This is a genomic window from Cupriavidus sp. H39, from assembly GCF_050271075.1.
Classification (GTDB): Bacteria; Pseudomonadota; Gammaproteobacteria; order Burkholderiales; family Burkholderiaceae; genus Cupriavidus; species Cupriavidus necator_B.
This window is the reverse complement of record NZ_CP189848.1, coordinates 2,368,818-2,393,091: the sequence shown is the minus strand read 5'-3', so window position 1 is coordinate 2,393,091 and position 24,274 is coordinate 2,368,818. Positions and strand designations below refer to the sequence as shown.

At 66.1% G+C, this 24,274-nt stretch carries 23 protein-coding genes; 15 read left to right on the top strand and 8 right to left on the bottom strand.

The features are described 5' to 3' along the window. The first annotated feature begins 8 nt into the window (after nt 1-8). From ccoN to ACOCMH_RS26420, 7 genes are read left to right on the top strand one after another with little or no spacing between them, the layout of a single operon-like run. Entirely contained in the window at nt 9-1,457 is a 1,449-nt protein-coding gene (gene ccoN / locus ACOCMH_RS26450; protein WP_427310063.1) for a cytochrome-c oxidase, cbb3-type subunit I, read from the top strand. Nucleotides 1,458-1,475: 18 nt separating this feature from the next. Beyond that, the gene (gene ccoO, locus ACOCMH_RS26445; RefSeq protein WP_427310061.1) at nt 1,476-2,135 is read left to right on the top strand and encodes a cytochrome-c oxidase, cbb3-type subunit II; all 660 of its coding nucleotides are present in this window, start codon (nt 1,476-1,478) and stop codon (nt 2,133-2,135) included. A gap of 3 nt (nt 2,136-2,138) precedes the next feature. After that, nucleotides 2,139-2,303, top strand: coding sequence for a cbb3-type cytochrome oxidase subunit 3 (locus ACOCMH_RS26440; RefSeq protein WP_171516911.1), 165 nt, complete (start codon nt 2,139-2,141; stop codon nt 2,301-2,303). Between the two features lie 2 nt (nt 2,304-2,305). Beyond that, a complete protein-coding gene (ccoP, locus tag ACOCMH_RS26435) occupies nt 2,306-3,223 on the top strand; it encodes a cytochrome-c oxidase, cbb3-type subunit III (RefSeq protein WP_427310059.1) in 918 nt (305 codons plus the stop codon). 49 nt (nt 3,224-3,272) lie between these two features. Then, nucleotides 3,273-4,745, top strand: a complete 1,473-nt coding sequence (ccoG, locus tag ACOCMH_RS26430; RefSeq protein WP_427310057.1) for a cytochrome c oxidase accessory protein CcoG — start codon at nt 3,273-3,275, stop codon at nt 4,743-4,745. Between the two features lie 42 nt (nt 4,746-4,787). Then, the gene (locus tag ACOCMH_RS26425) at nt 4,788-4,997 is read left to right on the top strand and encodes a hypothetical protein (protein ID WP_427310055.1); all 210 of its coding nucleotides are present in this window, start codon (nt 4,788-4,790) and stop codon (nt 4,995-4,997) included. Further along, nucleotides 4,994-5,239 carry a hypothetical protein gene (locus ACOCMH_RS26420; RefSeq protein ID WP_012353116.1) on the top strand — a complete coding sequence of 82 codons (246 nt, stop codon included), beginning with the start codon at nt 4,994-4,996 and terminating at the stop codon, nt 5,237-5,239. Before ACOCMH_RS26425 ends, ACOCMH_RS26420 begins: the two co-directional genes overlap by 4 nt. Nucleotides 5,240-5,306: 67 nt before the next feature. Here ACOCMH_RS26420 and fnr read toward each other — a convergent pair whose 3' ends face one another. Beyond that, nucleotides 5,307-6,032 carry a fumarate/nitrate reduction transcriptional regulator Fnr gene (gene fnr, locus ACOCMH_RS26415; protein WP_427310053.1) on the bottom strand — a complete coding sequence of 242 codons (726 nt, stop codon included), beginning with the start codon at nt 6,030-6,032 and terminating at the stop codon, nt 5,307-5,309. A 77-nt stretch (nt 6,033-6,109) separates the two neighbouring features. Here fnr and ACOCMH_RS26410 point away from each other — a divergent pair, with 77 nt between their 5' ends. The 8 genes from ACOCMH_RS26410 to truB all read left to right on the top strand — a co-directional run bounded on the left by ACOCMH_RS26410 (nt 6,110) and on the right by truB (nt 16,905). After that, nucleotides 6,110-6,868 (top strand): sulfite exporter TauE/SafE family protein, encoded by a 759-nt coding sequence (locus ACOCMH_RS26410; RefSeq protein ID WP_427310051.1) that lies wholly within the window; start codon nt 6,110-6,112, stop codon nt 6,866-6,868. A gap of 587 nt (nt 6,869-7,455) precedes the next feature. Beyond that, nucleotides 7,456-8,313, top strand: a complete 858-nt coding sequence (gene scpB / locus ACOCMH_RS26405) for an SMC-Scp complex subunit ScpB (protein WP_427310050.1) — start codon at nt 7,456-7,458, stop codon at nt 8,311-8,313. A gap of 5 nt (nt 8,314-8,318) precedes the next feature. Beyond that, complete coding sequence (gene rluB, locus ACOCMH_RS26400) at nt 8,319-10,208, top strand: 23S rRNA pseudouridine(2605) synthase RluB (RefSeq protein WP_427310048.1); 1,890 nt, start codon at nt 8,319-8,321, stop codon at nt 10,206-10,208. A gap of 301 nt (nt 10,209-10,509) precedes the next feature. Beyond that, entirely contained in the window at nt 10,510-10,998 is a 489-nt protein-coding gene (rimP, locus tag ACOCMH_RS26395) for a ribosome maturation factor RimP (RefSeq protein ID WP_427310047.1), read from the top strand. Next, nucleotides 10,995-12,470: a transcription termination factor NusA gene (gene nusA / locus ACOCMH_RS26390; protein ID WP_427310045.1), complete on the top strand. Its 1,476-nt coding sequence runs from the start codon at nt 10,995-10,997 to the stop codon at nt 12,468-12,470. Before rimP ends, nusA begins: the two co-directional genes overlap by 4 nt. Nucleotides 12,471-12,560: 90 nt before the next feature. Beyond that, entirely contained in the window at nt 12,561-15,446 is a 2,886-nt protein-coding gene (gene infB / locus ACOCMH_RS26385) for a translation initiation factor IF-2 (protein ID WP_427310043.1), read from the top strand. A gap of 60 nt (nt 15,447-15,506) precedes the next feature. Continuing rightward, nucleotides 15,507-15,875 carry a 30S ribosome-binding factor RbfA gene (rbfA, locus tag ACOCMH_RS26380; protein WP_427310042.1) on the top strand — a complete coding sequence of 123 codons (369 nt, stop codon included), beginning with the start codon at nt 15,507-15,509 and terminating at the stop codon, nt 15,873-15,875. Nucleotides 15,876-15,957: 82 nt separating this feature from the next. Continuing rightward, nucleotides 15,958-16,905 (top strand): tRNA pseudouridine(55) synthase TruB, encoded by a 948-nt coding sequence (gene truB / locus ACOCMH_RS26375; protein WP_427310040.1) that lies wholly within the window; start codon nt 15,958-15,960, stop codon nt 16,903-16,905. A gap of 24 nt (nt 16,906-16,929) precedes the next feature. Here the strand turns inward: truB and ACOCMH_RS26370 are convergent, their stop codons facing one another. From ACOCMH_RS26370 to ACOCMH_RS26340, 7 genes are all read right to left on the bottom strand, one after another. Continuing rightward, nucleotides 16,930-17,922 (bottom strand): Bug family tripartite tricarboxylate transporter substrate binding protein, encoded by a 993-nt coding sequence (locus ACOCMH_RS26370; protein ID WP_427310038.1) that lies wholly within the window; start codon nt 17,920-17,922, stop codon nt 16,930-16,932. Between the two features lie 69 nt (nt 17,923-17,991). Then, entirely contained in the window at nt 17,992-18,738 is a 747-nt protein-coding gene (locus tag ACOCMH_RS26365; RefSeq protein ID WP_427310037.1) for an AroM family protein, read from the bottom strand. Then, complete coding sequence (locus ACOCMH_RS26360; protein WP_427310035.1) at nt 18,735-19,658, bottom strand: DUF1177 domain-containing protein; 924 nt, start codon at nt 19,656-19,658, stop codon at nt 18,735-18,737. Before ACOCMH_RS26360 ends, ACOCMH_RS26365 begins: the two co-directional genes overlap by 4 nt. A gap of 41 nt (nt 19,659-19,699) precedes the next feature. Further along, entirely contained in the window at nt 19,700-20,416 is a 717-nt protein-coding gene (gene pepE, locus ACOCMH_RS26355; RefSeq protein WP_427310033.1) for a dipeptidase PepE, read from the bottom strand. A gap of 5 nt (nt 20,417-20,421) precedes the next feature. Beyond that, on the bottom strand, nt 20,422-21,225 hold the full coding sequence (locus tag ACOCMH_RS26350; protein ID WP_427310031.1) for an IclR family transcriptional regulator: 804 nt from the start codon (nt 21,223-21,225) through the stop codon (nt 20,422-20,424). A gap of 172 nt (nt 21,226-21,397) precedes the next feature. Further along, the gene (locus ACOCMH_RS26345; RefSeq protein ID WP_427310029.1) at nt 21,398-23,005 is read right to left on the bottom strand and encodes a DHA2 family efflux MFS transporter permease subunit; all 1,608 of its coding nucleotides are present in this window, start codon (nt 23,003-23,005) and stop codon (nt 21,398-21,400) included. A gap of 2 nt (nt 23,006-23,007) precedes the next feature. After that, nucleotides 23,008-24,255: an HlyD family efflux transporter periplasmic adaptor subunit gene (locus tag ACOCMH_RS26340; RefSeq protein WP_427310027.1), complete on the bottom strand. Its 1,248-nt coding sequence runs from the start codon at nt 24,253-24,255 to the stop codon at nt 23,008-23,010. Nucleotides 24,256-24,274 lie beyond the last annotated feature (19 nt).

Sequence of the window (24,274 nt, the reverse complement as noted above, 5' to 3'; positions counted from 1 at the left end):
GGGTCTGAATGGATGTCACTGCCGCGTCTTCACGCGTCGACACCTTCAATTACGGCGTCGTAAGACAGTTCGCTGTCATGACGGTAGTCTGGGGGATCGTCGGCATGGCCGTCGGCGTGCTGCTGGCAGCACAGCTGATCTGGCCCGAACTCAATTTCAATACTCCCTGGCTGTCGTTCGGCCGCTTGCGGCCATTGCATACCAATGCGGTAATCTTCGCCTTCGGCGGCAGCGCGCTGTTTGCGACGTCTTACTACGTGGTCCAGCGCACCTGTCAGGCCCGCCTGTTCTGCGGTCCGCTCGCGGCGTTCACGTTCTGGGGCTGGCAACTGGTCATCGTCGCGGCCGCCATCACGCTGCCGCTGGGCATCACCAGCTCCAAGGAATACGCCGAACTCGAGTGGCCCATCGACCTGCTGATCACCGCGGTCTGGGTGGCCTACGCCATCGTGTTCTTCGGCACCATCGTCAAGCGCAAGACCCGGCATATCTACGTCGCCAACTGGTTCTTCGGCGCCTACATCCTGACCATCGCGCTGCTGCACATCGTCAACAACATCGAAATGCCGGTGTCGCTGTGGAAGTCCTACTCGGCCTATGCCGGCGTGCAGGACGCGATGATCCAGTGGTGGTACGGCCATAACGCCGTCGGCTTCTTCCTGACCACCAGCTTCCTGGGGATGATGTACTACTTCATTCCCAAGCAGGCCGAGCGCCCGATCTTTTCCTACCGCCTGTCCATCGTCCACTTCTGGGCGCTGAACTTCACCTACATGTGGGCCGGCCCGCACCACCTGCAGTACACCGCGCTGCCGGACTGGGCGCAGTCGCTGGGCATGGTGTTCTCGCTGATCCTGCTGGCGCCTTCGTGGGGCGGCATGATCAACGGCATCATGACGCTCTCGGGCGCCTGGCACAAGCTGCGCACCGACCCGATCCTGAAGTTCCTGGTGGTGGCGCTGTCGTTCTACGGCATGTCCACGTTCGAAGGCTCGATGATGTCGATCAAGACCGTCAACGCGCTGTCGCACTACACGGACTGGACCATCGGCCACGTGCACTCCGGCGCTTTGGGCTGGGTCGCCATGATTTCCATCGGTTCGCTGTACTACCTGATCCCGCGGCTGTTCGGGGAAAAGCAGATGTACAGCGTGCGCCTGATCGAGTGGCACTTCTGGATCGCCACCATCGGCGTGGTGCTGTATATCGCCTCGATGTGGATTGCCGGGGTCATGGAGGGCCTGATGTGGCGCGCGACGCAGCCCGACGGCACGCTGACCTACGCCTTCGTCGAAGCGGTCAAGGCCAAGTATCCGTTCTATCTGATTCGCCTGCTGGGTGGCATGTGTTTCCTCTCCGGCATGCTGCTGATGGCCTACAACATCGCCAAGACCATTGTCGGCAAGACCGCCGTGGATGCGCCGATTCCGGCCAGCATCGCCGCCTCTGCCCACTGATCAATCCAGGATAGAAAGATGTCCGACAAACAACGCTTCTTTTCCCACGAAACGCTGGAGAAGAACATCGGCTGGCTGATCATCTGCACGATCCTCGTGGTCAGCATCGCAGGTCTGGTCCAGATCGTGCCGCTGTTCTTCCAGCACTCCACCACCGAGCCGGATCCGGGCATCACGCCGTATTCGCCGCTGCGGCTGATGGGGCGAGATATCTATATCCGCGAAGGCTGCGTCGGCTGCCACTCGCAGCAGGTGCGTACGCTGCAGGCCGAGACCGAACGCTACGGCCATTACTCCACCGCTGGCGAGTCGGTCTACGACCATCCGTTCCTGTGGGGCTCCAAGCGCACCGGCCCCGATCTGGCGCGCGTCGGCGGACGCTACTCCGACGACTGGCAGCGCATCCACCTGCGCAATCCGCGCGACGTGGTGCCGGAATCCGTGATGCCATCGTACCCGTGGCTGGAGAAGGCCGAGCTGCCCACCACCGATATCCAGGCGCGCATGCGTGCGCTGGTCAGGCTGGGCGTGCCGTACAGCGACGCCGAGATTGCGAAGGCCCCGGAAGAACTGAAAGGCAAGACCGAAGAGGATGCGCTGGTTGCCTACCTGCAAGGCCTCGGGACCAACCGCCGCAACGTCCGCGTCGATGCCGTCGCCGCGGCACCGAAGGAGTAAGCCATGGCCATGATCACCGCCATTGCAACTGTCGTGTCCATGGTTGTCTTCCTCGGCATCTGCTGGTGGGCCTGGTCCGCCGGCCGCCAGGCCGCCAACCGCGAATCGGCCTTGCTGCCGTTCGCGCTGCCTGACGAAACTACGACAACATCGAGCCGGAACCCCTAGCCATGAGCGATTTCATTTCCGAATTCTGGAGTTACTACATTGCCGCCATTGCGCTCATCGGCATCGTCTGGTGCGTATGGCTGCTGTTTTCGCAACGCAAGATCACCAAGACCGCCGGTGGCACCGAGGATACCGGCCATGTCTGGGACGGCGACCTGCGCGAGCTGAACAACCCGCTGCCGCGCTGGTGGATGTGGATGTTCCTGCTGGCCTGCATCTTCGGCCTGGCCTATCTCGTGCTGTATCCGGGCCTGGGTTCGTACGCCGGCGTGCTGAAGTTCTCCACGCAGGGCGAGCTGGCCGCGCACCGCGCGGCGCAGGAGCGGATGCAGAACGAGATCTACGCCAAGTACCTGAAGATGGACGTCAAGCAGGTGGCAGCGGACCCGCAGGCGCGCGAGATCGGCCAGCGCCTGTTCCTGAACTACTGTGCGCAGTGCCATGGCTCGGACGCGCGTGGCAGCCGGGGTTTCCCCAACCTGACCGATGGCGACTGGTTGTACGGCGGCGAGCCGGAGACCATCCGCCAGACCATCACCAAGGGCCGCAACGGCGTGATGCCGCCGTTCGGTGCATCCATCGATGCCAAGCAGGCGGGCGATGTGGCGCAGTATGTGCGTTCGCTGTCCGGGCTGTCGTCGGATCCGATCCGCGCCTCGCGTGGCGAAGGCACGTTCAAGACCACCTGCGTGGCCTGCCATGGCTCTGGCGGCAAGGGCAACCAGGCCCTCGGTGCGCCGAACCTGTCGGACAATGTCTGGCTCTATGGCAGCTCGGAAGCCAGCATCGTGGAAGCGATCCTGAAGGGCCACAACAACCATATGCCGGCACACGAGGAGATCCTGACGCCTGAACGCATCCGCATGCTGACGGCTTATGTGTGGGGGTTGTCCAATACCGGAGGCGGAGCCGGGCAATGATCGACGACTCATCTGAGCGGGCGCTGGTGGCTCGCGGGAGAACCTGCCCATGAACGCCCCCGGCACCGAAGAAGTGGCCCGGGCGGCCGACCTGCAGCGGTCGGCCGCTGTGCCGGGCGAGACCTCGGACGAAACGCTTTACGAGGTCCGCCGCAAGATTTATCCGCGCTCGGTGACGGGCGCGTTCTCCAGCTGGCGGGTCTGGCTGGTGATCCTGACCCAGCTGATCTACTACGGCACGCCCTGGCTCCAGTGGAATGCACGCCAGGCCGTGCTGTTTGACCTTGGCGAACGCAAGTTCTATATCTTCGGGCTGGTGCTGTGGCCGCAGGACGTCATCTACCTGGCCGTGCTGCTGGTCATCTCCGCGCTGGCGCTGTTCCTGTTCACGGCGATCGCGGGGCGGCTGTTCTGCGGCTACGCCTGCCCGCAAACGGTCTATACCGAGATCTTCATGTGGATCGAGCGGCGGATCGAGGGCGACCGCATCGCCCGCATCCGCCTCGACGGCGATCCGTGGAGTCTGCGCAAATTTCGCATCAAGGCCACCAAGCACTTCCTGTGGGTGCTGATTGCACTCTGGACCGGCTTCACATTCATCGGCTACTTCGCGCCGATCCGCGAACTGGGCGGCGAGGTGATGGCCCTGTCGCTGGGACCCTGGCAAGCGTTCTGGATGCTGTTCTATGCGTTTGCCACGTGGGGCAACGCAGGCTTCATGCGCGAGCAGGTGTGCAAGTACATGTGTCCTTACGCGCGTTTCCAGAGCGTGATGGTGGATCGCGACACCTATGTCGTCACCTACGACGTTGGCCGTGGCGAGCCGCGCGGCAGCCGCTCGCGCAAGACCGACCATCACCAGGCCGGGCTGGGCGATTGCGTCAACTGCAGCATCTGCGTGCAGGTGTGTCCGACCGGCATCGACATCCGCGATGGCCTGCAGTACGAATGCATTGGCTGCGGCGCCTGCATCGACGCCTGCAACCAGGTCATGGACAAGATGGACTACCCGCGGGGGCTGATCCGGTACACCTCGGAAAACGCAATGCGCAAGGCTCTTTCCGCGGCGGCATCGCGCAAGCGCCTGTTGCGTCCGCGCGTGATCATCTACTCGGTGGTCTGGGTGGCGCTACTGGCGGGCTTCATGGCCTCAATCGTGCTGCGCACGCCGCTGAAGGTCGACATCATCCGCGACCGCGGCGCGCTGGGGCGGGAGGTGGAAGGGCGCTGGATCGAGAACGTCTATCGCCTGCAGTTGATCAACACCACCGAAGCGCCAATGCAGATCCGCGTGCGCGCCGACAGCGATGAACTGAAGGGCGTGACAGTCGAATACGACAAGCAGGCCGAATCGCTGGCGCCGACGTCCAACCGGTTGCTGCCGATCCGCGTCCGCGTGCCGATCGAGGCCGCCACACAGGGCACGCACAAGATTAACGTAACAGTAACGAGCGCAGGCACGGAGCAGGGGCATGCCGAAATCCGGCAATCCACCAGTTTTATCGTGCCGCGCGATTTGTGAAGCTGGGGACTCGGACGTAGTCGCCAAGATGAAGGGGGCAAGATGAGTCGGCAAGGCAATCCGTGGTGGAAGGAACCGTGGCCGTGGCTGCTGATGAGTGGTCCGCTGGCAGCCATGGTGGCGTGCGGCGTGACGATCTGGCTGGCGTCGGCGCACCCCGACATGCCGGTGCAGGGCGCGACGCGGCATGGCCTGGTGGTGGAGAAGGGTGAAGCTGTGCCGCCCAGGGCCGCGGCAGCGAGGCAGCCATGAGGTTGCGCTGGCTGATGTGGGTGTTGTGGCCGGGCTTTCTGATGGCCGGCCTGGCGACGGCAACGGTTTTTTCCGTTGTCGATCCGGGTGACCTGAAATTCTTCGGCCATCCGATCGAATCGTCGCGCGAGTCGGTCTATACCGTTGGCTTCCTGCTGGCGTGGGTGTTCTGCGCCTTGTCCAGCGGGCTGACGCTATACACCATGCCGACGCGGCTCGCCGATACCGACGAGCTGGAATAGGAAGGCAATAGAACAGGGGCCACCGCGTTGCCGGCGCCGCAGGCCGGCGCGGCAACGCCGCGGTGCTTTAGCAGCTGCGGCTGTAGAGTTGCTTGATGCCTTCCATGTCCACCAGCTTGACATGCCGCTGGCGGATCTGGATCAGCCCGGCCTCGGCAAAACGCGAGAACAGCCGGCTGACGGTCTCGAGCTTCAGCCCGAGGTAGCTGCCGATCTCTTCGCGGCTCATGCGCATCACGAACTCGGAGGCCGAATAACCGCGCGCCGACAGGCGCTCCGACAGATTGATCAGGAAGGCGGCCAGGCGTTCCTCGGCGCGCATGGAGCCGAGCGTGACCAGCATCAGCTGGTCGTGCGTGATTTCCTTGCCCATCAAGCGCAGGAACTGCTGCTGCAGCGAAGGCAAGTCGGCCGACAGCGATTGCAGATCGTTCATGCGCACCACGCATACTTCGGTATCTTCCAGCGCGGTCGCATCGGACGCATGCTGCATCTCGCCCAAGCCGTCGAGGCCGACGATTTCGCCGGGCAGGTGGAACCCGGTAATCTGCGAACGTCCGTCTTCAGTGGTGACATGCGTCTTCAGCGTACCGAAGCGGATGGCATAGACCGCAGTGAGCGGATCGCCCATGCGGTAGAGGGTTTCCCCCTTGTGCACGCGGATGCGTTCCTGCACCAGCGTGTCGATCTTGACGAGGTCTTGCTGCGACATGCCAACCGGAAGGCACAGCTGTCCCATTGCACAGGTGGAGCAGCGGGGCGACATCTCGGTAATGGGAATGGAGGTGAGCAATTGGAACCTGCAAGAAATGGCAGCGGGGCACGATATGGACATTTTACCGTGCGATGTGATCCGGCAGGGAGACAGAATTGACATTCGGAGTATTGATCAGCGTTTTTCTGCTAGCGCTGCTAGGCGGGGTGCACTGCGCCGCCATGTGCGGCGGCGTGGCGCTGGCCGTGGAGCAGCGGCGCGGCACGGCGGCCCCCCTCAGCCTGGTGCGCAACCGGACTGCCTGGCTTGGCGAGTTATTGGTGATGCACCTTGGCAGGATTTCTACCTATATGCTGCTTGGCGCCGCGCTCGGCGCCGCCGGCGCCACGGCCTGGAAGCAGGACTATCTGCCGTTGCAGCGCTGGCTCTTTGGTGCTGGCAGCCTGATGCTGCTGTGGTCCGGCTGGCGCCTGCTGCGTGGCAGCACCTTTACCGTGAACTGGCTCGAGCGGCTGGCGGCGCACGCCGGCGCTGCCCTGGCCGGCCGGCTCGGTGGCCTTGCCGGCGCGATGCCGGCCTTCGTGCGGGCGCGCGGCGGACTGGCGCGGCGTTATGGCGTGGGCCTGGCATGGGGGCTGGTGCCGTGCGGCATGGTTTACGGCGCGCTGACGCTGGCGCTGCTGGCGGGCAATGCCGGCTCCGGCGCGTTGGTCATGGGCGTATTCGGGCTCGGCACGTTGCCGAACCTGCTGGTGCTGTCCGGGCTGTCGGGCTATCTCAGGCTGTGGTCCAGACGTCCTGGCGTGCGCCTGGGCGCGGGCCTTGCCGTGATGGCGTTCGGTGGCCTTGGCATTGCGCGAGCGGTGCTGCTGCCACATTCGCTGGCGGAACAGGGCTTTTGCCTGGTGTTTTGACGCCGCGCGGTCCGTCGTGCGGCGTTGGCGCCGCGCGCAAACAGGATGATGGTTGCAGGCGGAGGCGGGAATGCCATACAATCGCCAACATTGCGGTATCGCGCGGAGTCAGACAGGCTGCGGTAAGCAGCGGCGAGCAGCGCCTGGCGGCCTTCATACCCGAAGGCGTGCTTGGGACGCGGGAAGCGGAAGGCTTTCAATGGTCGCCAGTCCCCGCGGTCCATCCGGTTCAAAAGATCTGGTTCAAAAGTCCGGTTGGCACTGCGGCGTGGTAGATGCCGGCCTTGCTCCCGATACCCGTATTTTCTTGCGTCCGAGGCGTTCAGTTCGCCGACCGCGATGTCCGTTTGTGCGGATAAGCGACGCAAGAGGTTCGCTGGCCGGTCCATGACGGCATGCGGACGATCTCCTGCCGGAACGACCCGGCAACTCGATGCAAAGAAAGGGAAGTGCACGGCTTGGGTACAGCAGGTATCCGGCTCGCTGCGCAATGAGATGGCGGTGGCTTTGGCACCGCTGTATCCAAAATCTCCGGTGCCCCGGATCCGTCCGGGAGCAGGTGCAAAGACAGGCTGCACACCATCAACATGAATACCCAAGAGGCGAAGATCGTCCTCGAGACGGCGCTGATCTGCGCGCAGGAACCGTTGCGCGTCAACGATCTGCGCCGCCTGTTCGATGATGACGTCGGCGCAGACACCATCCGCGTACTGCTGGACGAACTGCGCCAGGACTGGCGTCCGCGCGGCGTGGAGCTGGTGGCGCTGGCCAGCGGCTGGCGGTTCCAGAGCCGGCCCGAAATGCGGGAATACCTCGACCGCCTGAATCCGGAAAAGCCGCCAAAATACTCGCGCGCCGTGATGGAGACCCTGGCGATCATTGCCTACCGCCAGCCGGTGACTCGTGGCGATATCGAGGAAATCCGCGGCGTGACCGTCAGTACGGAAGTGATCAAGAAGCTCGAGGACCGCAGCTGGATCGAGGTGATTGGCCACCGCGACGTGCCGGGCCGCCCGGCGCTGTATGCCACCACCAAGGCGTTCCTGGACGACCTCGGGCTGCGCACGCTCGACGAGCTGCCCCCGCTGGAAGACGCCCAGGCGCAGGCGCAGGCCGCCTTGCTGGAGCAACAGGCAATCAATTTCGAAGACCTGGCGGCGCACAAGCCGGCCAGCGCCGACGAGGAAGCCTTTGCAGAGCCGGCCTCCCCGGCCGACACATCGGCAACGGGCGAGGCGGCATCCTGGCAGGAAGGCGAAGCCGCCGCGCTCGCAGACAGCGCCAATGGCTTTGATGCGCAGCCGCTGCCGCCGGCGGCTGCCGAGACGGGTTCGGGCGATGCCACCGAACCGGCTGCACCCCCTCCGGACGGGGCGCGGGACCAACCGTCACATGACGGCACCCCGCCGCACCCGAGCGAGCACGACGAGCGCGTGCCGAACTGAATAACATGCAACATCCGATAGTGAATATCTTGTCTGATTCCGTTGACCAAGACGCCCGCCATGCGGGCGCATCCGCCGACACCGGCGCCGCAGAACCCGGATCGGGCAGCGACGCCGCGCCCCGCCGCAAGGGGCTGCGCCGCGGGCTGAGGAACCTGGTGGCCTCGCGCCGTCAGGCGAACCAGGACCGTGCCGAGGGCGCCGAAGGCGTCGGCGCAGGCGGCCAGGGCGATGCCGGCGAGCCGGGTGCAGCCCAGGCCGCGGGCGCCGGACGCGGCGGCCAGCGTGGCCGCGGCAAGCGCAAGACGGGCCCGGGCGAAGGCGGGCAGGGCAGCCAGGGCGGCAGCAAGGCAGACAAGATCGACCGCGCGGCCCGGGCCGAAGGCGCCGACAAGCCGGAGCAGCCTGGCCGCAAGCGCAAGCCGGGGCCGCGCAGCGGCAAGCCGGCGACTTCCGGCGACGCCCAGGGCGCCGGCGCGCGCCAGCAGGGCCGGCGCAAGGAGGGCGGCAAGCCGCAGGCACCCCGCAAGGGCCCGGCCGGCGCCGACAAGACCGCGGCAGGCAGCGAAGACCTGTTCCGCTTCGTCATCTCCGAGCAATACGACAGTGAAGACACGGTCATCCCGCGCACCAAGGCCAAGCCTGTGCGCGAGTTGTCCGCCGATGACGATGCGCCCAAGCTGCACAAGGTGCTGGCCGAGGGCGGCCTCGGTTCGCGCCGCGAGATGGAGGAGCTGATCCTGCAGGGCCGCGTCTCGGTCAATGGGCTGCCGGCTCATATCGGCCAGCGCATTCTGCCGGCCGACCAGGTCCGCGTGAACGGCAAGCTGATACACCGCAAGGTGTCAAGCAAGCCGCCGCGCGTGCTGCTGTATCACAAGCCCTCCGGTGAAATCGTCAGCCAGTCCGATCCGGAAGGCCGTCCGACCGTGTTCGACAACCTGCCGCGCATCAAGACCGGCAAGTGGGTCGCGGTGGGCCGCCTGGACTTCAACACCGAAGGCTTGCTGATTTTCACCACCTCGGGCGACATTGCCAACCGGTTCATGCATCCCCGCTACGGCGTCGAGCGCGAATACGCGGTGCGCACGCTGGGCGAGTTGGCCGAAGCCGACCGCCAGCGCCTGCTGCACGGCATCAAGCTGGATGACGGCGAGGCCAACTTCCTGCGTATTGCCGACGGTGGCGGCGAAGGCGCCAATCATTGGTACCACGTGGCCCTGACCGAAGGGCGCAACCGGGAGGTGCGGCGCATGTTCGAGGCGGTCGGACTGACCGTGTCGCGCCTGATTCGCACCCGCTACGGCCAGTTCCTGCTGCCGCGGGGTCTCAAGCGCGGCCGCTGGCAGGAAGTGGAGCCGAATGATGTCAAGGCGCTGATGACCAGCGTCGGCCTGAAGGTGCCCGGCAAGGGCGAGCAGGCGCCCAAGGGCGCCACCAAGGTGGGCGGGCGCAAGCAGCGCACCGAGGCGGCGATCGCCGGCATGCCGATGCCCACGGGCATGGACGGCCTGCCGCGCGTCGACCAGGGCGGTACCCGCGGCGGCGGCGGCCGCAGCAGCCAGCCCGATCCGATGAAGACGTCGATGGGCTATATCAGCCATGGGCCGACGCTGCTGACCTCGCATGCCGCCAACCTGGGCGGCGGGCGCGGCACCGGCGCGCGTCAGGGGCGTGGCGGCGGTACGGGCATGGGCGGCATGGGTGGCATGGGTGGCATGGGTGGCATGGGTGGCGCCAGGGGCCAGGCCGGCCAAGGGCAGGGCAAGGCCCGCCGCGGCGGTGGCGAGGCCAATGGCAACGTGATGCCGAAGCCGGCAAAAGCAGGCGGCAACCGCTCGCCGCGAGGCGGTGGCGGCGGCAATCGCGGGGGCAACCGCGGCGGCAACCGGTAAGCGCTGCTGGCGGCGCACGCGGGCAGAACGCCCGCTGCCGCCGCGTTCAGTCCGTGGTAATGTCTTGCTTTTGCCTTTTCGACATAATCCGCGTATAATTCAAGTCTATTCAAAAAGCCATCCTCGTCCGAGGATGGGCGAATGATGGGCATTGCGCCCATTTTTTTTTGGTTCGCCCGTTTTCGGTGCTTCCGCTGGGGCGGAACGGGGTGGCGGACAGGCAGCGCTGCAGCAGGGTCGTCCCGGACGGCACCGGCGGGTTTGCCTGCCACGGTGTTGATGGCCATTACTCGGGATAACAGTGCATCTGGCAGATTTGATCGAAACCACCCTTGGCGGCATGGGATATGAGCTGGTCGAGCTCGAGCGTGCCCCGGCCGGATTGCTGCGTGTCTATATCGATCAGCCTGAAACCGGCATTGCCATCGAGGATTGCGAAAAGGTGAGCCGCCAGCTCACCCACGTGTTTACGGTCGAGAACGTCGACTATGAACGCCTCGAGGTCTCGTCGCCCGGACTGGACCGGCCGCTGAAAAAGCTGGCCGACTTCATCCGCTTTGCCGGCGCGGAGGCGCGCGTGACGCTGCGCCTGCCCGTCAACGGACAGAAGAACTTCACAGGCATCCTGCGCGAGCCCACTGGCGCCGCGGGCGAGGAGAAGATCGGCCTGGAGTTCGAGGGCAAAGATGGCCCGGCGCTGCTGGAATTTGCCGTATCCGATGTCGACAAGGCACGCCTGGTGCCGGTATTCGACTTCAAAGGAAATCAAAGAAAAGGGAACAAGCAATGAGCCGCGAAGTTCTGTTGCTCGTCGATGCGCTTGCGCGTGAGAAGAACGTCGACAAGGATGTGGTATTCGGTGCCCTGGAGGCGGCGCTCGCCTCGGCCACCAAGAAGCGTTTCGAGGAAGACGTGGATATCCGTGTCGCGATCGATCGCGAATCGGGCGAGCATGAAACCTTCCGTCGCTGGCTGGTCGTTCCCGACGAACTGGGCCTCCAGGAGCCGGACAAGCAGATCCTGCTGTTCGAGGCCCGCGAGGAAAACCCCAGCATCGAGCTGGGCGACTATATCGAGCAGCAAATCGAGTCGGTCGAGTTCGGCCGCATCGGCGCGCAGGCCGCCAAGCAGGTGATCCTGCAACGTATCCGCGACGCCGAGCGCGAGCAGATCCTGAACGACTACCTCGATCGCGGCGAAAAGATCATGACCGGCACGGTCAAGCGCGCCGACAAGAAGGGCCTGATCGTCGAGTCCGGCCGCGTCGAAGCGCTGCTGGCGCGCGACCAGATCATCCCCAAGGAAAACCTGCGCACCGGTGACCGCGTGCGTGCGTATATCCTGAATGTGGACCGCGCCGCGCGCGGCCCGCAGATCGAGCTGTCGCGCACCGCGCCCGACTTCCTGATCAAGCTCTTCGAGAACGAAGTGCCTGAAATGGAACAGGGCCTGCTGGAGATCAAGGCGGCTGCCCGCGACCCGGGCGTGCGCGCCAAGATCGCGGTGGTGGCGCATGACAAGCGCATCGACCCGATCGGCACCTGCGTGGGCGTGCGCGGTACGCGCGTCACCGCGGTGCGCAACGAGATCGGCGGCGAGGCAGTGGATATCGTGCTGTGGTCGGAAGACCCGGCGCAATTCGTGATCGGCGCGCTGGCGCCGGCGCAAGTGCAGTCGATTGTGGTCGATGAAGAGAAGCACAGCATGGACGTGGTGGTCGACGAGGAAAACCTCGCCGTCTCCATCGGCCGCAGTGGTCAGAACGTGCGCCTGGCGTCCGAGCTGACCGGCTGGCAGATCAACATCATGACGCAGGAAGAATCGGCGCAGAAGCAGGCCGAAGAGAGCGATGTCGTGCGCAAGCTGTTCATGTCCAAGCTGGACGTGGATGAGGAAGTTGCCGACATCCTGATCGAGGAAGGCTTCTCCACGCTGGAAGAAGTGGCTTATGTCCCCATCAGTGAAATGATGGAGATCGAGGCCTTTGACGAAGACACCGTCAACGAGCTGCGCAATCGCGCGCGTGATGCGCTCCTGACGATGGAACTGGCCCGGGAAGAAAAGGTGGAAGAGGTGTCGCAGGACCTGCGCTCGCTCGACGGCCTCAACCCGGAACTGATCGGCAAGCTGGCCGAAGGCGATATCCATACGCGTGACGACCTGGCCGAACTGGCCGTGGACGAGCTGGTCGAGATGACCGGTGTCAACGAGGAAGAAGCCAAGTCGCTGATCATGAAAGCACGGGAACATTGGTTCAACTGAGGGACACGGCCGGGCCGGCCAACACCAGCCCGGGCGCGCTTTCCGCAACAATTTGTCCCGACGTAGAAACCAAGCATTGAAAGGGTTTGAATGGCAAGCACAACAGTTGCCCAACTGGCCGCAGAACTGAGTCGCAGCGCAGCTGCCCTGCTGGAACAATTGCAGGCGGCTGGGGTGGGCAAAGCGACGCCAGAAGACATCATCACGGAATCGGATAAGACCAGGCTGCTGGACTATCTGAAGCGCTCGCACGGCCAGGCCGACGACAGCGCCCGCAAGAAGATCACACTGACCAAGCGCGAAACCTCCGAAATCCGCCAGTCGGATGCCACCGGCAAGACCCGCACGGTCCAGGTCGAAGTGCGCAAGAAGCGCGTGCTGATCAAGCGCGACGATGCTGCGCCCGATCTGCATGCCGATGGTGCCGAGGCACAGGCTCACGTCGTTGACGCTGCCGAGGAGGCGCGCCGCGACGAGGACGAGCGCCGCCAGGCCGAACAGCTGGCGCGCCAGGAAGCCGAAGCCAAGGCCGCCCGCGAGGCCGCCGAACGCGAGGAAGCCGAGCGCCGCGCCCGCCAGGAAGCACTCGAGGCCGAACAGCGCCGCCAGGCCGAACTCGCCGCCCGCAAGGCCGAGGAAGAAGCTGCCGCCTCGCGCGCCGTGACCGAAGCCAACGAGGACTCCTCGCGCAAGAAGGCCGAGGACGAGAAGGCCCGCGTCGCCGCCGAACGCGCCGAGGCGCAGAAGGCCGCCGACGAGGCCAAGGCCGCCGCCGACAAGGCCCGCGCCGAACAGGAAATCGCCGCGCGCAAGCGCCGCGAGGCTGCCGAAGCCGAGGCCCGCGCGATCCAGCAGATGCTGAATGCGCCGGCACGCGTGCTGAAGGCGCCGTCCGAGCGCAAGGCCGAGGAAAAGAAGGCCGAGCAGACCGGTACGCTGCACAAGCCGGTCAAGCCGCCCGGCACCGAAGCCAAGCCGGGCGAGAAGAAGCCGGTGACCACCACGACCGCCGTCACCACCACTGCCGACAAGAAGGGCAAGGTGGTCAAGGCCGGTTGGCAGGACGAAGGCAGCCGCAAGAAGGGCAGCGGCCTGAAGACGCGCGGCGATTCGTCGGGCGGCGTGGGCGGCTGGCGCGGTGGCCCGCGTGGCCGTGGCGGCCGTCAGCAGCAGCACGACGATGGCCGCAGCAACTTCCAGGCGCCGACCGAACCGGTGGTGCGTGAAGTGCACGTGCCGGAAACCATCTCGGTGGCCGACCTGGCCCACAAGATGGCGGTGAAGGCTTCCGAGGTCATCAAGCAGATGATGAAGCTCGGCCAGATGGTGACGATCAACCAGGTGCTGGACCAGGAAACCGCCATGATTGTGGTGGAAGAAATGGGCCACAAGGCGTACGCCGCCAAGCTGGACGATCCGGAAGCGCTGCTGGTGGTCGACGGCGAAGAGCACGAAGACGCCGAGCTGCTGCCGCGCCCGCCGGTGGTGACCGTGATGGGTCACGTCGACCACGGCAAGACCTCGCTGCTGGACTACATCCGCCGCACCAAGGTGGCCGCGGGCGAAGCCGGCGGCATTACGCAGCATATCGGTGCCTATCATGTGGAAACCGACCGCGGCGTGATCACCTTCCTGGACACCCCGGGTCACGAGGCCTTCACGGCCATGCGTGCCCGCGGCGCCAAGGCTACCGACATCGTGATCCTGGTGGTCGCGGCCGACGATGGCGTGATGCCGCAGACCAAGGAAGCGATTGCGCATGCCAAGGCTGCCGGCGTGCCGATCGTGGTGGCGATCAACAAGATCGACAAGCCCGATGCCAACCCGGACCGCGTCAAGCAGGAACTGGTGGCCGAGCAGGTAGTGCCGGAAGAATACGGCGGCGATTCGCCGTTCGTGCCGGTGTCGGCCAAGATGGGTACCGGGGTGGAAGAGCTGCTCGAGCAGGTGCTGCTGCAGGCCGAAGTGCTGGAGCTGACCGCACCGGTGGATGCCCCGGCCAAGGGCCTGGTGGTGGAAGCCCAGCTCGACAAGGGCAAGGGCCCGATCGCTACCATCCTGGTCAGCAGCGGCACGCTCAAGCGTGGCGATGTGGTCCTGGCTGGCAGCGCCTACGGCCGCGTGCGTGCCATGCTGGACGAGAACGGCAAGGCGACCAAGGAAGCCGGCCCTTCGATCCCGGTCGAAATCCAGGGCCTGTCGGAAGTGCCTGCCGCCGGTGAAGAAGTGCTGGTGCTGCCGGACGAGCGCAAGGCCCGTGAAATCGCGCTGTTCCGCCAGGGCAAGTTCCGCGACGTGAAGCTGGCCAAGCAACAGGCCGCCAAGCTCGAGAACATGCTGGAGCAGATGGCCGAAGGCGAAGTGCAGACGCTGCCGCTGATCGTCAAGGCCGATGTGCAAGGTTCGCAGGAAGCGCTAGTGCAGTCGCTGCAGAAGCTGTCGACCGCCGAAGTGCGCGTGCAGATCGTGCACGGCGGCGTGGGCGGCATCTCCGAGTCCGACGTCAACCTGGCGACGGCTTCGAAGGCGGTCATCATCGGCTTCAACGTGCGTGCCGATGCGGGTGCGCGCAAGCTGGCCGAGCACAACGGCATCGATATCCGCTACTACAACATCATTTACGATGCGGTAGACGAGATCAAGTCGGCGATGTCGGGCATGCTGGCGCCGGAGAAGCGCGAAACCACCATCGGCACGGTCGAGGTACGCCAGGTGTTCCGCGTGCCGAAGATCGGTGCGGTAGCCGGCTGTATGGTCACCGACGGCATGGTCAAGCGCAATTCGCTGGTGCGCGTGTTGCGCAACAACGTGGTCATCCACGACGGCGAGCTGGATTCGCTCAAGCGCTTCAAGGACGATGTCAAGGAAGTGAAGCAAGGCTTCGAGTGCGGTCTGTCGATCAAGAACTTCAACGATGTTCAGGAAGGCGACCAGCTCGAGGTGTACGAAATCACAGAGGTGGCGCGTACGCTGTAAGGCGTCGCAAGCAACGGCAGGCTTCGGCCTGCCGTTGTCATCTCGACCAGACTGTATTGAATGGCCAAGAAAGGCAATATCTCCTCCCGCAATCTCCGCATCTCCGACCAGATCCAGAAGGACCTGGCCGAGATGATCCAGCGCGAACTGCGCGACCCGCGCCTCGGCCTGGTCACGCTGCAGTCGGTCACGCTGACGCCGGACTATGCGCACGCCAAGGTGTACTTCACCGTGCTGGGCGCCGAAGCCGCACAAGCCGAAGCCATCCTGAACGAAAAGGCCGGCTACCTGCATTCGCTGCTGTTCAAGCGCCTGCACATCCATACGGTGCCGACGCTGCATTTCCATCACGACACCTCGGTCGAACATGCGATCGAGATGTCCAGGCTGATCAACGAAGCGAACGCCACGCGTTCGAAAGACGACTGATGCCGGCGCCCATGCCGGCTGGCATGGGTTGTCCCGGCGCGGCCGCCAGGCGTGCCGCATCGCCGCCTCCTGCTTTCTTCCGATGACCGATTCCAACGCCAACCGTCCGCCGCGCCTGCCGCGCCGCGAGGTCCATGGTGTGCTGCTGCTCGACAAGCCGCTGGGGCTGTCGTCCAACGACGCGCTGGTGCGCGCCAAGCGCCTGCTGCGCGCGGCCAAGGCTGGCCATACCGGCACGCTGGATCCGCTGGCCACAGGGCTGCTGCCGCTGTGCTTCGGCGAAGCCACCAAGTTCTCGCAGGACCTGCTCGAAGCGGACAAGACCTATGACGCCGTGGTGCGGCTCGGCGCGCGCTCGAGCACCGGCGACGCCGAAGGCGAGTTGCTCGACGTGCGCGACGTGACCTGCGACCGCGCCGCGGTGGAGCAGGCGCTGGCGAGCTTTCTTGGCGAAATCGAGCAAGTGCCGCCGATGCATTCGGCGCTGAAGAAGGACGGCCGTCCGTTGTACGAATACGCGCGTGCCGGCCAGACCGTCGAGCGCGCGGCGCGCCGCGTCACCATCCATGCGATCGCGCTGCTGGACTGCGCCTTGCCGGCGGCCCCGTCGTTCACGATGCGGGTGATATGCAGCAAGGGCACCTATATCCGCACGCTGGCCGAGGACATCGGCGAAGCGCTGGGCTGCGGCGCCCACCTGAGCGGGCTGCGCCGCATTGCCGTGGGTGACCTGACCCTGGACGGTGCGGTCACGCTCGAGCAGATCGAGCAGCAGGACGATGCCGCACGGCCCGGGATGCTGGCCCCGGTCGACGCCTTGCTGCAGAAGAGCCCGCCCGTGAGCCTGGATCAAGCTGCCGCTGCGCGCTTCCTGCAGGGACAGCGCATTGCGCGCCGGGACTTGCCCGATGGCATCGATATCGCCGAAGGCGTGCTGGCGCGCGTCTATGCCGGCGAGCCGGCGCGCCTGCTCGGCGTGGCGCGCATGCGCGAGGGGGCATTGCGGCCGGAGCGGCTGGTCAAGCTGTAAGCGCCGCTCCGCGCCGGGAGCGGATCAGTCGAGCGTGATTTTCGCGGTCTTGATCACTTCGGCCCACATCTTGCGGTCCTGCCCCAGGAACCCGGCGAAATGCTCCGGCGTGTCGCCGACCGGCTCGGAGCCGAACTCCGCCATCTTCTTCTTCACTTCAGGATTCGCCAGCGCCTTCACCAGGGCCTGGTTGTAGCGCGCCACGATCGGCCTGGGCAGGTCCTTCGGGCCGAAGATGCCTTGCCAGGTCGGCATATTGAAATCCTTCAGGCCGCTCTCGGCCAGCGTCGGCACGTCGGGCAACAACGGCGAGCGCTTGCTGCCGGTGACGGCGATGGCGCGGACCTTGCCGGACTTGGCCAGCTGTGCCGCCGTGGTGATGTTGTCGACGGTCATGGCGATGTGGCCGCCCATCAGGTCCGTGATGACCGGCGTGGCGCCCTTGTACGGCGCATGGACCATGTCGACGCCGAGGCGATGCAGCATGGTCTCGGCGATCAGGTGGTTGGAGGTGCCGACGCCGGCGGTGCCATAGGTGACCTGGGGCGTCTTTTTCACGTACGCGGTGAAATCGGCCATCGACTTGACCGGCAGTGCCGGGTTGATGATCACCACGTTGGGCTGCGTCGCCAGCATGGCGATCGGCGTGAAGTCATCCGCCTTGTATGGCGTGCCCTTCGGGTTGAGCACGTGGGTTACCGCCATCGCACCGGCCGCGCCCATGCCGATGGTGTAGCCGTCAGCCGGCGCCTTGGCCAGCTTGTCGGCGGCGATATTGCCCCCCGCGCCGGGCACGTTTTCGACCACCACCGGTACGCCCAGGCTTTCCGACAACGGACCTTGCAGCAGCCGTGCCAGCAGGTCGGCCGAGCCGCCCGGCGCAAAGCCGACCAGCAGCCGCACCGGCTTCGACGGTTTCCACTCCTGCGCATGCGCGCCCGTGGCGGCTATCGCGCCGAGGCTCATGCACACCATGCCGCGCAGCAGCGGCCCCTTCCACTTCGCCACCTTTTCCATCGTTACTTCCACTCCAGCAGTGTCACGGGCAATCTGTCAGCGGGCTTGCCCTTACCCGCAAGAACAACATCAGAGGCCGGATTGGTTGCGGCCTGCCAATACCTGGCCCAATAGCGTGGCCACCATCCGGTTGGAGAGCAGCACCGGCGCGCGGGCATGGCGCGCGACTTCCGCCCGCATGGCCTCGGTATAGCCCATGCAGTGCATCACTACGAGGTCGCAGCCGCGCAGCGCCTCGCCAGCATGCGCGAAGCGGCCGGTGCCCGTGTCGGCGCCGGTGTCGGCGGTGTTCGCGGCGTCCGCGGCGTCCGTATAGGGCGACGCATGCGTGACACGCATTTCGCACGACACGGGTTCGATCAGGTGGAAATTGCCGACCTGGCCTTCGAGCGGCAGCACGATGCCGAGCCGCTTGCATCCCTGGGCCAGCGCAACCGTCAGGTGATCGACCACCTGTTGCGGCTCGATCACCAGCGTGCGCATCGGCGGCAGCGCGGTGCCGGTGCATAGCGGCACCAGCACGTCGAAGCGGCCATCGTCCAGCGAGGCCATCAGCCGCGCGAGCATGGCCTCGGCCACCGGCTTGCCCATTACCGCCTGCGAGCCGTCGCGCAGGCGGCTGGCAAAGCGGTATTCGCCGCTGGCCGGGGCGAGTGCGGCGATCTGGGCGGCGTCGAGCTCGTCGAGGATGCCAAATTCTTCCACCGCCACCGGCAGGCCCAGGTCAGCCAGCATCTGCGGCACCACGTCGGTTCGCGGCGCCTGGCCGATGGTGACGAAGGCCACGCGCGGCAAGCGCCCGGCCGTGGCCGTCATGCCGTCACCCCGACGGTTTGCAAGTGCGCGAGCGAGCCGTAGCGACGCTGCAGTTCGGCCCACTCGTCAACGTCGTAGAACGGGCACTGGCCCTGGCCGAACAGTTTTGCGGTCTCGATGCAGAAGCGCGTCGCCACGTCCAGGTCGTGTGCGTTGGTTACGCCGGTCGCGCAGCCGGGCACCGTGGTTTGCGCGGTCAGCGCCACGCCGACCACCGGCGCATCGGTGACGATGGCCGGCTGCATGATCGAATTGACGTGCCACAGCCCGTTCTCGTAGGGGGTGATGTCCTGCGTGGTCAGCGGCAGCACTACCGGCAGCTCGCCGCTGACCCAGCCGATCAGGTCCAGCATGCGTTCGGGCAGCCGCAGCAGCCAGCCTTGCCTGGCCACCGGCGTCAGCGCGACGCCGCGCCGGTTGACGAAGCGGTTGCCGCGCGTGGTGTCGACCGACAGGATCGCCGCCATTTGCGGATGGACCTCGTGCGACATCATCGTGCGCATGGCGAACGGCGACTTCATCATCGGCACCGGCTGGTGCGGCCGCGTGGCGGCGTGCGGGCAGATATGCGTATGGATGCGGACGGGGCCGGCCAGCACGTCGCCGCCGGCGGCCATGTCGGCCAGCTTCAGCGCGGTGGCGACCGCGACGATGGCGCCGTCGGCATCGGAGACCAGCCCGGTCACGGCCGGGCGCGCGCCCACGCCACCGAGGCGGCCGACCACCCCCAGCGCGGGCGCATCGGGGTTGCGGCCGGGCAGGGTGCAGGCGAGGAAGTCGGTGTAGAGGCCGTTCTCTTCCACGCGCGTCACCGTGACGTCGCGGATGCCGCGCGCGCGCAGCAAGGTGGCAACGGCGTCGCCGTCGACATTGGCCGCGGACAGCAGCTCGATCGATTCAATTACCTGCTTGATGGACATCTTGCTGGGGTTCCTTGCTTGCTTTGCTGTAAGGCAATGGGTCAGATGGCAGCGCTGCGCGCCGGCACGGACAATGCGCCGGCGGATATGTCGACGATCTCCGGGCCGAGGAACCAGCGTGCGGCATGCCCGCCGGCCATCTCCATGCGATCGCCACAGACGCGCACCCAATTGCCTTCGGGCAACCCCAGCACCGGCATCTGCGGCTGCAGCACCGTGAACTCGGCCAGCCGCTGGTCACGCGTTTCACCGCGGAAGCCCGGCACCACCAGGTTGAAGTAGTGGGGATTGATCTGGAAGGGCACCAGGCCGAGCGCGTCGAGGCCGCCGGGGTCGGCGACTGGCATGTCGTTGGTGGTGCGGATGGTCGGGCAAGCCACGTTGGTGCCGGCGCTCCAGCCGATATAGCGCGCGGCGCCCGCAGTCACCTGGCGTGCAATCACGGGCAGCAGGCCGCGCTCGCGCAGGCATTGCAGCAGGCGGAAGGTGTTGCCGCCACCGATGACGATCAGTTCGGCGGCTTCGACCGCCCGCACGCAGTCGGCCGCGGACAGCCGGTGCGGCGAGTGCGCCTCGATGCCGGCGGGGGCCAGTGCGTCGCGCACCAGCGCTTCATAGGTATCCCAGTCGCGCGTGACGCCGGCGAACGGCAGGAAGCAGGCACGGCGGCGCCCGTCGGCCAGTTCGCGGATCGCGTCGTGGGCATGGACGAGGTAGCCCGCGTCGCTGGAGGAGTTGCTGAGTAAAAGGAGTTCCATGGGCTTTAGCTGCGGATGGGCTGGTGACCGGCGCTGTCGCCGGGTTGGAGCCAGAGCGGATCGCCGATGCGCTGCCCGACCGGCGCCACCGCCTGCACTAGCGTTTCGCGCAGCGCGTGGGCCTCGGCCTGGCTGACCTGCATCGCGGTAAAGGACAGGCACAGGCCGCGCACATCGCCGGACAGCGGGTCGGCCAGCGTGGTGGCCACCGCGCCGATCCCCGGCATGCCTTCATTCACGGCGATCGCGCTGCGCTCGCGGCTGGCGCTGGCCACGCGCTCGGCCAGTTCGGCCACGGTGGCGGGGCAGCCTGCGGGCGCCGCAGGCAATTTGCGCGCCCCGGAGGTGCCATAGCGTGCGTTGAAATCGGCTTCCGGCAGGCGCGAGAGCAGCACGCGGCCCATCGCGGTGGTGAAGGCCGGCCGCCTTGCGCCTGGCGGCGACAGCACTTGCACCGGGTTGCTGCCGTTCAGGCGCTGCAGCACCACGGTGTCGGTGCCGTCGAGCATCGACAGGTAGGCGGTGAAGCCGGTCGAGTCCGACAGCGCAGCCAGGATGGCCCGGCATTGCTCGTCGAACGGGTGCGCCTGGGTCGCCGCCTGGGCGGCGCGGATCAGCAGCGTCCCGGGGCGGTAGCGCCGCGTCGATGGCTGCAGCTCCAGCAGCCGGTAGCGCACCATCTGCGCCAGCAGCCGCGAAGCCGAGCTCTTGGCCAGGCCGAGTTCGTCAATGACGTCGTTGAACGTGACCTCGTGCCGACCCTGTTCGAACATGGCCAGCACGCTTTCCACGCCTTCGAGAATGCTCACACCGTCGCTCCGTCCCTCTGATTTCCGTGTGGTTCCGTTTTTCGGAACCTCGGTTCCGTAAATCGGTTCGGAAATCATAGGACGGCCGGGGCCGGAATACAAGGGGCCCGGGGAGTAGACAAAAAAAGGGACGCTCGCGAGCGTCCCTTTTGTCCGTCGGCAGGCGTACGCCTCAGTGCGCCGCCATCGCATCCGCCGATCCGCCACCGCCCCTGGCCGGCCGCGTCAGCCAGACAAAGCCGATCAGCACGAAGAACAGCATGCCGGAAATCCAGAAGATGTCGTTGGCGCCGAGCATGGCGGCCTGCTGCGTGATGTTGCGCTCCATCACCCCGACCGCCTGGGCCTGGCTCATGCCCATCTGCATCAGGTGGTTGAGCTGGTCGTGGTAGACCGGGTTGTACGGGTTGACCTGTTCCACCAGTTGCGCGTGGTGCAGGGCCGAACGGTTCTCCCAGACCGTGGTCGAGATCGACGCGCCGATGCCGCCGAAGGTGATCCGCACGAAGTTAGACAGGCCCGAGGCGGCGGGGATTCTCTCCGGCGGCTGGCCGGACAGGATGATCGACGTCAGCGGGATGAAGAACATCGCCATGGCCGCGCCCTGGATCAGCGTGGGCACCATCAGGGTCCAGGTATCGACCTGCGTGGTGAAGCCCGCGCGCATCAGGCTGACGATGCCGAAGGTGATGAAGGCCGCGGTGGCCACCCAGCGCGCGTCCATCTTCGGCAGGTTGCGCCCGATCACCGGCGACAGCAGGATCGCGAAGATCCCGACCGGCGCCATCACGATGCCCGCGTCGGTCGCGGTATAGCCGACGATGGTCTGCAGCCACAGCGGCAGGATCACCAGGTTGCCGAAGAACAGCCCGTACGCCACCGAGATCGCCACCACGCCCGAGCTGAAGTTGCGGCCCTTGAACAGGCTGATGTCGACAATCGGATGCTTCTCATAGGTTTCCCAGGCCAGGAAGAACAGGAAACCGACGATCGCCACCAGCGTCAGCACCACGATCTCGGTCGAGTGGAACCAGTCCAGCTCCTTGCCCTTGTCGAGCATCAGCTGCATCGAACCGACCCAGATCACCAGCAGGGCCAGGCCGATGCGGTCGATCGGCAGGATCTTGGTGGGGGTTTCACGGTCCTTGTAGATGGCCCAGGTGGCGTAGGCGGTGAGAATGCCCACCGGCACGTTGATGTAGAAGATCCACGGCCACGTCATGTTGTCCGAGATCCAGCCGCCCAGCAGCGGGCCCATGATCGGCGCCACCAGCGTGGTCATGCCCCATAGCGCCAGTGCCATGGTGCTTTTCTGCGGCGGGTAGCTCGACAGCAGCAGCGACTGCGACAGCGGGATCATCGGCCCGGCCACCGCGCCTTGCAGCACGCGCGCGGCCAGCAGTGTTTCCAGGTTGGGTGCAACGCCGCACAGCCATGACGCCAGCACAAACAGCAGGATCGAGGTGATGAACAGCCGCACCGCGCCGAAGCGCGTGGTCAGCCAGCCCGTCAGCGGCACCGAGATGGCATTGGCCACCGCGAACGAGGTGATGACCCAGGTGCCCTGGTTGGGCGCCACGCCGAGGTCGCCGGAAATGGCCGGGATCGACACGTTGGCGATCGACGAGTCCAGCACGTTCATGAACGTGGCCAGCGACAGCGCGATGGTGCCGAGCACCAGCTTGCCGCCGGTCAGCGGCTGCGGCTGCTGTGGCATGGCACGCGCCGGCGCCGGGTTGGCGCCAGGCGCGGCCGGCGCGGCGGAGGGGGAGGTCGCCATGATCAGGTGTGGGCAGGCTTGCCGTTGGCGGCGCTGGCCGCGGGCAGGCCGTTGCCGCGGCCGCCGTTGTTGGCGGCGATGATGCGCGCGATCAGCTGGTCGGCATCCTGGGCCACCTTTTCATAGACATCGGTCTGCATGGGTTTGGCCGGCGCGGCGGCGGCCATGGCGGCGCCTTCCTCGCGGCGCACGTCTACCTTGACCGTCATCGACAGGCCCACGCGCAGCGGGTGGTCCTTGAGCTGCTGCGCGTCAAGCGCGATCCGCACCGGCAGGCGCTGCACCACCTTGATCCAGTTGCCGGTGGCGTTTTGCGCCGGCAGCAGCGAGAACGCCGAGCCGGTGCCGGCCGAGAAGCCGGCGACCTTGCCGTGGTATTCGACCTTGGAGCCATACACGTCGGCTTCCAGCGTCACGGGCTGGCCGATGCGCATATGCGTGATCTGCACTTCCTTGAAGTTGGCGTCGACCCAGACCTGGTCCAGCGGCACCACCGCCATCAGCGGCGCGCCGGCGGCCACACGCTGGCCGACCTGCACCGAGCGCTTGGCGACGTAGCCGGTCACCGGGGCGGGCAGGGCCGAGCGCGCGAACGACAGGTAGGCCGAGCGCAGGTTGGCGGCGGCGCGCTGCACGTTGGGGTGCTTCTCGACCGTGGTCTGGTCGGTCAGCACCTTGTTCGACGCCAGTTGCTCGCGCGCGGCCAGCAGCGCCGACTCTGCGCCCTTCAGCGCGGCCTGCGCGTGCGAGATTTCTTCGTTCGACACCGCACCCGAGCCGGCGATAGCCTGGCGCCGGCGCAGGTCGTCGCGGGCCTTGGCCACGTCGGCTTCGCGCAGCGCCACGTTAGCGGCCAGCGAGCCGTTGTTGACGTACAGCGTGCGCACTTCGCGCACGGCCTGGGCCAACTGGGCTTCGGCCTGCTCCAGCGCCACCTGGGTATCGGCGCGGTCGAGCTGGATCAGCGGCTGGCCGGCGGTGACCAGTTGCGTGTCGTCGGCGGCAATCGACACCACCGTGCCGCCCACCAGCGGCGTGACCTGGACCACGTTGCCCGCGACATAGGCGTCGTCGGTGCTCTCGAAATGGCGCGCATACAGCCCCCAGTACACGCCATAGCCGATGCCGGCGACGACGATCGCGGCGGTCAGCGACAGCAGCATGCGCTTGCGCTTGCCGTTGCCGTTGCTGTGGGTTGCCGGAGCTTGCTGGGGGGGGTTGGTGCCGGCCGCTTGCTGGTTGTTGCTCATGATGTCTTCTGAAAAATCT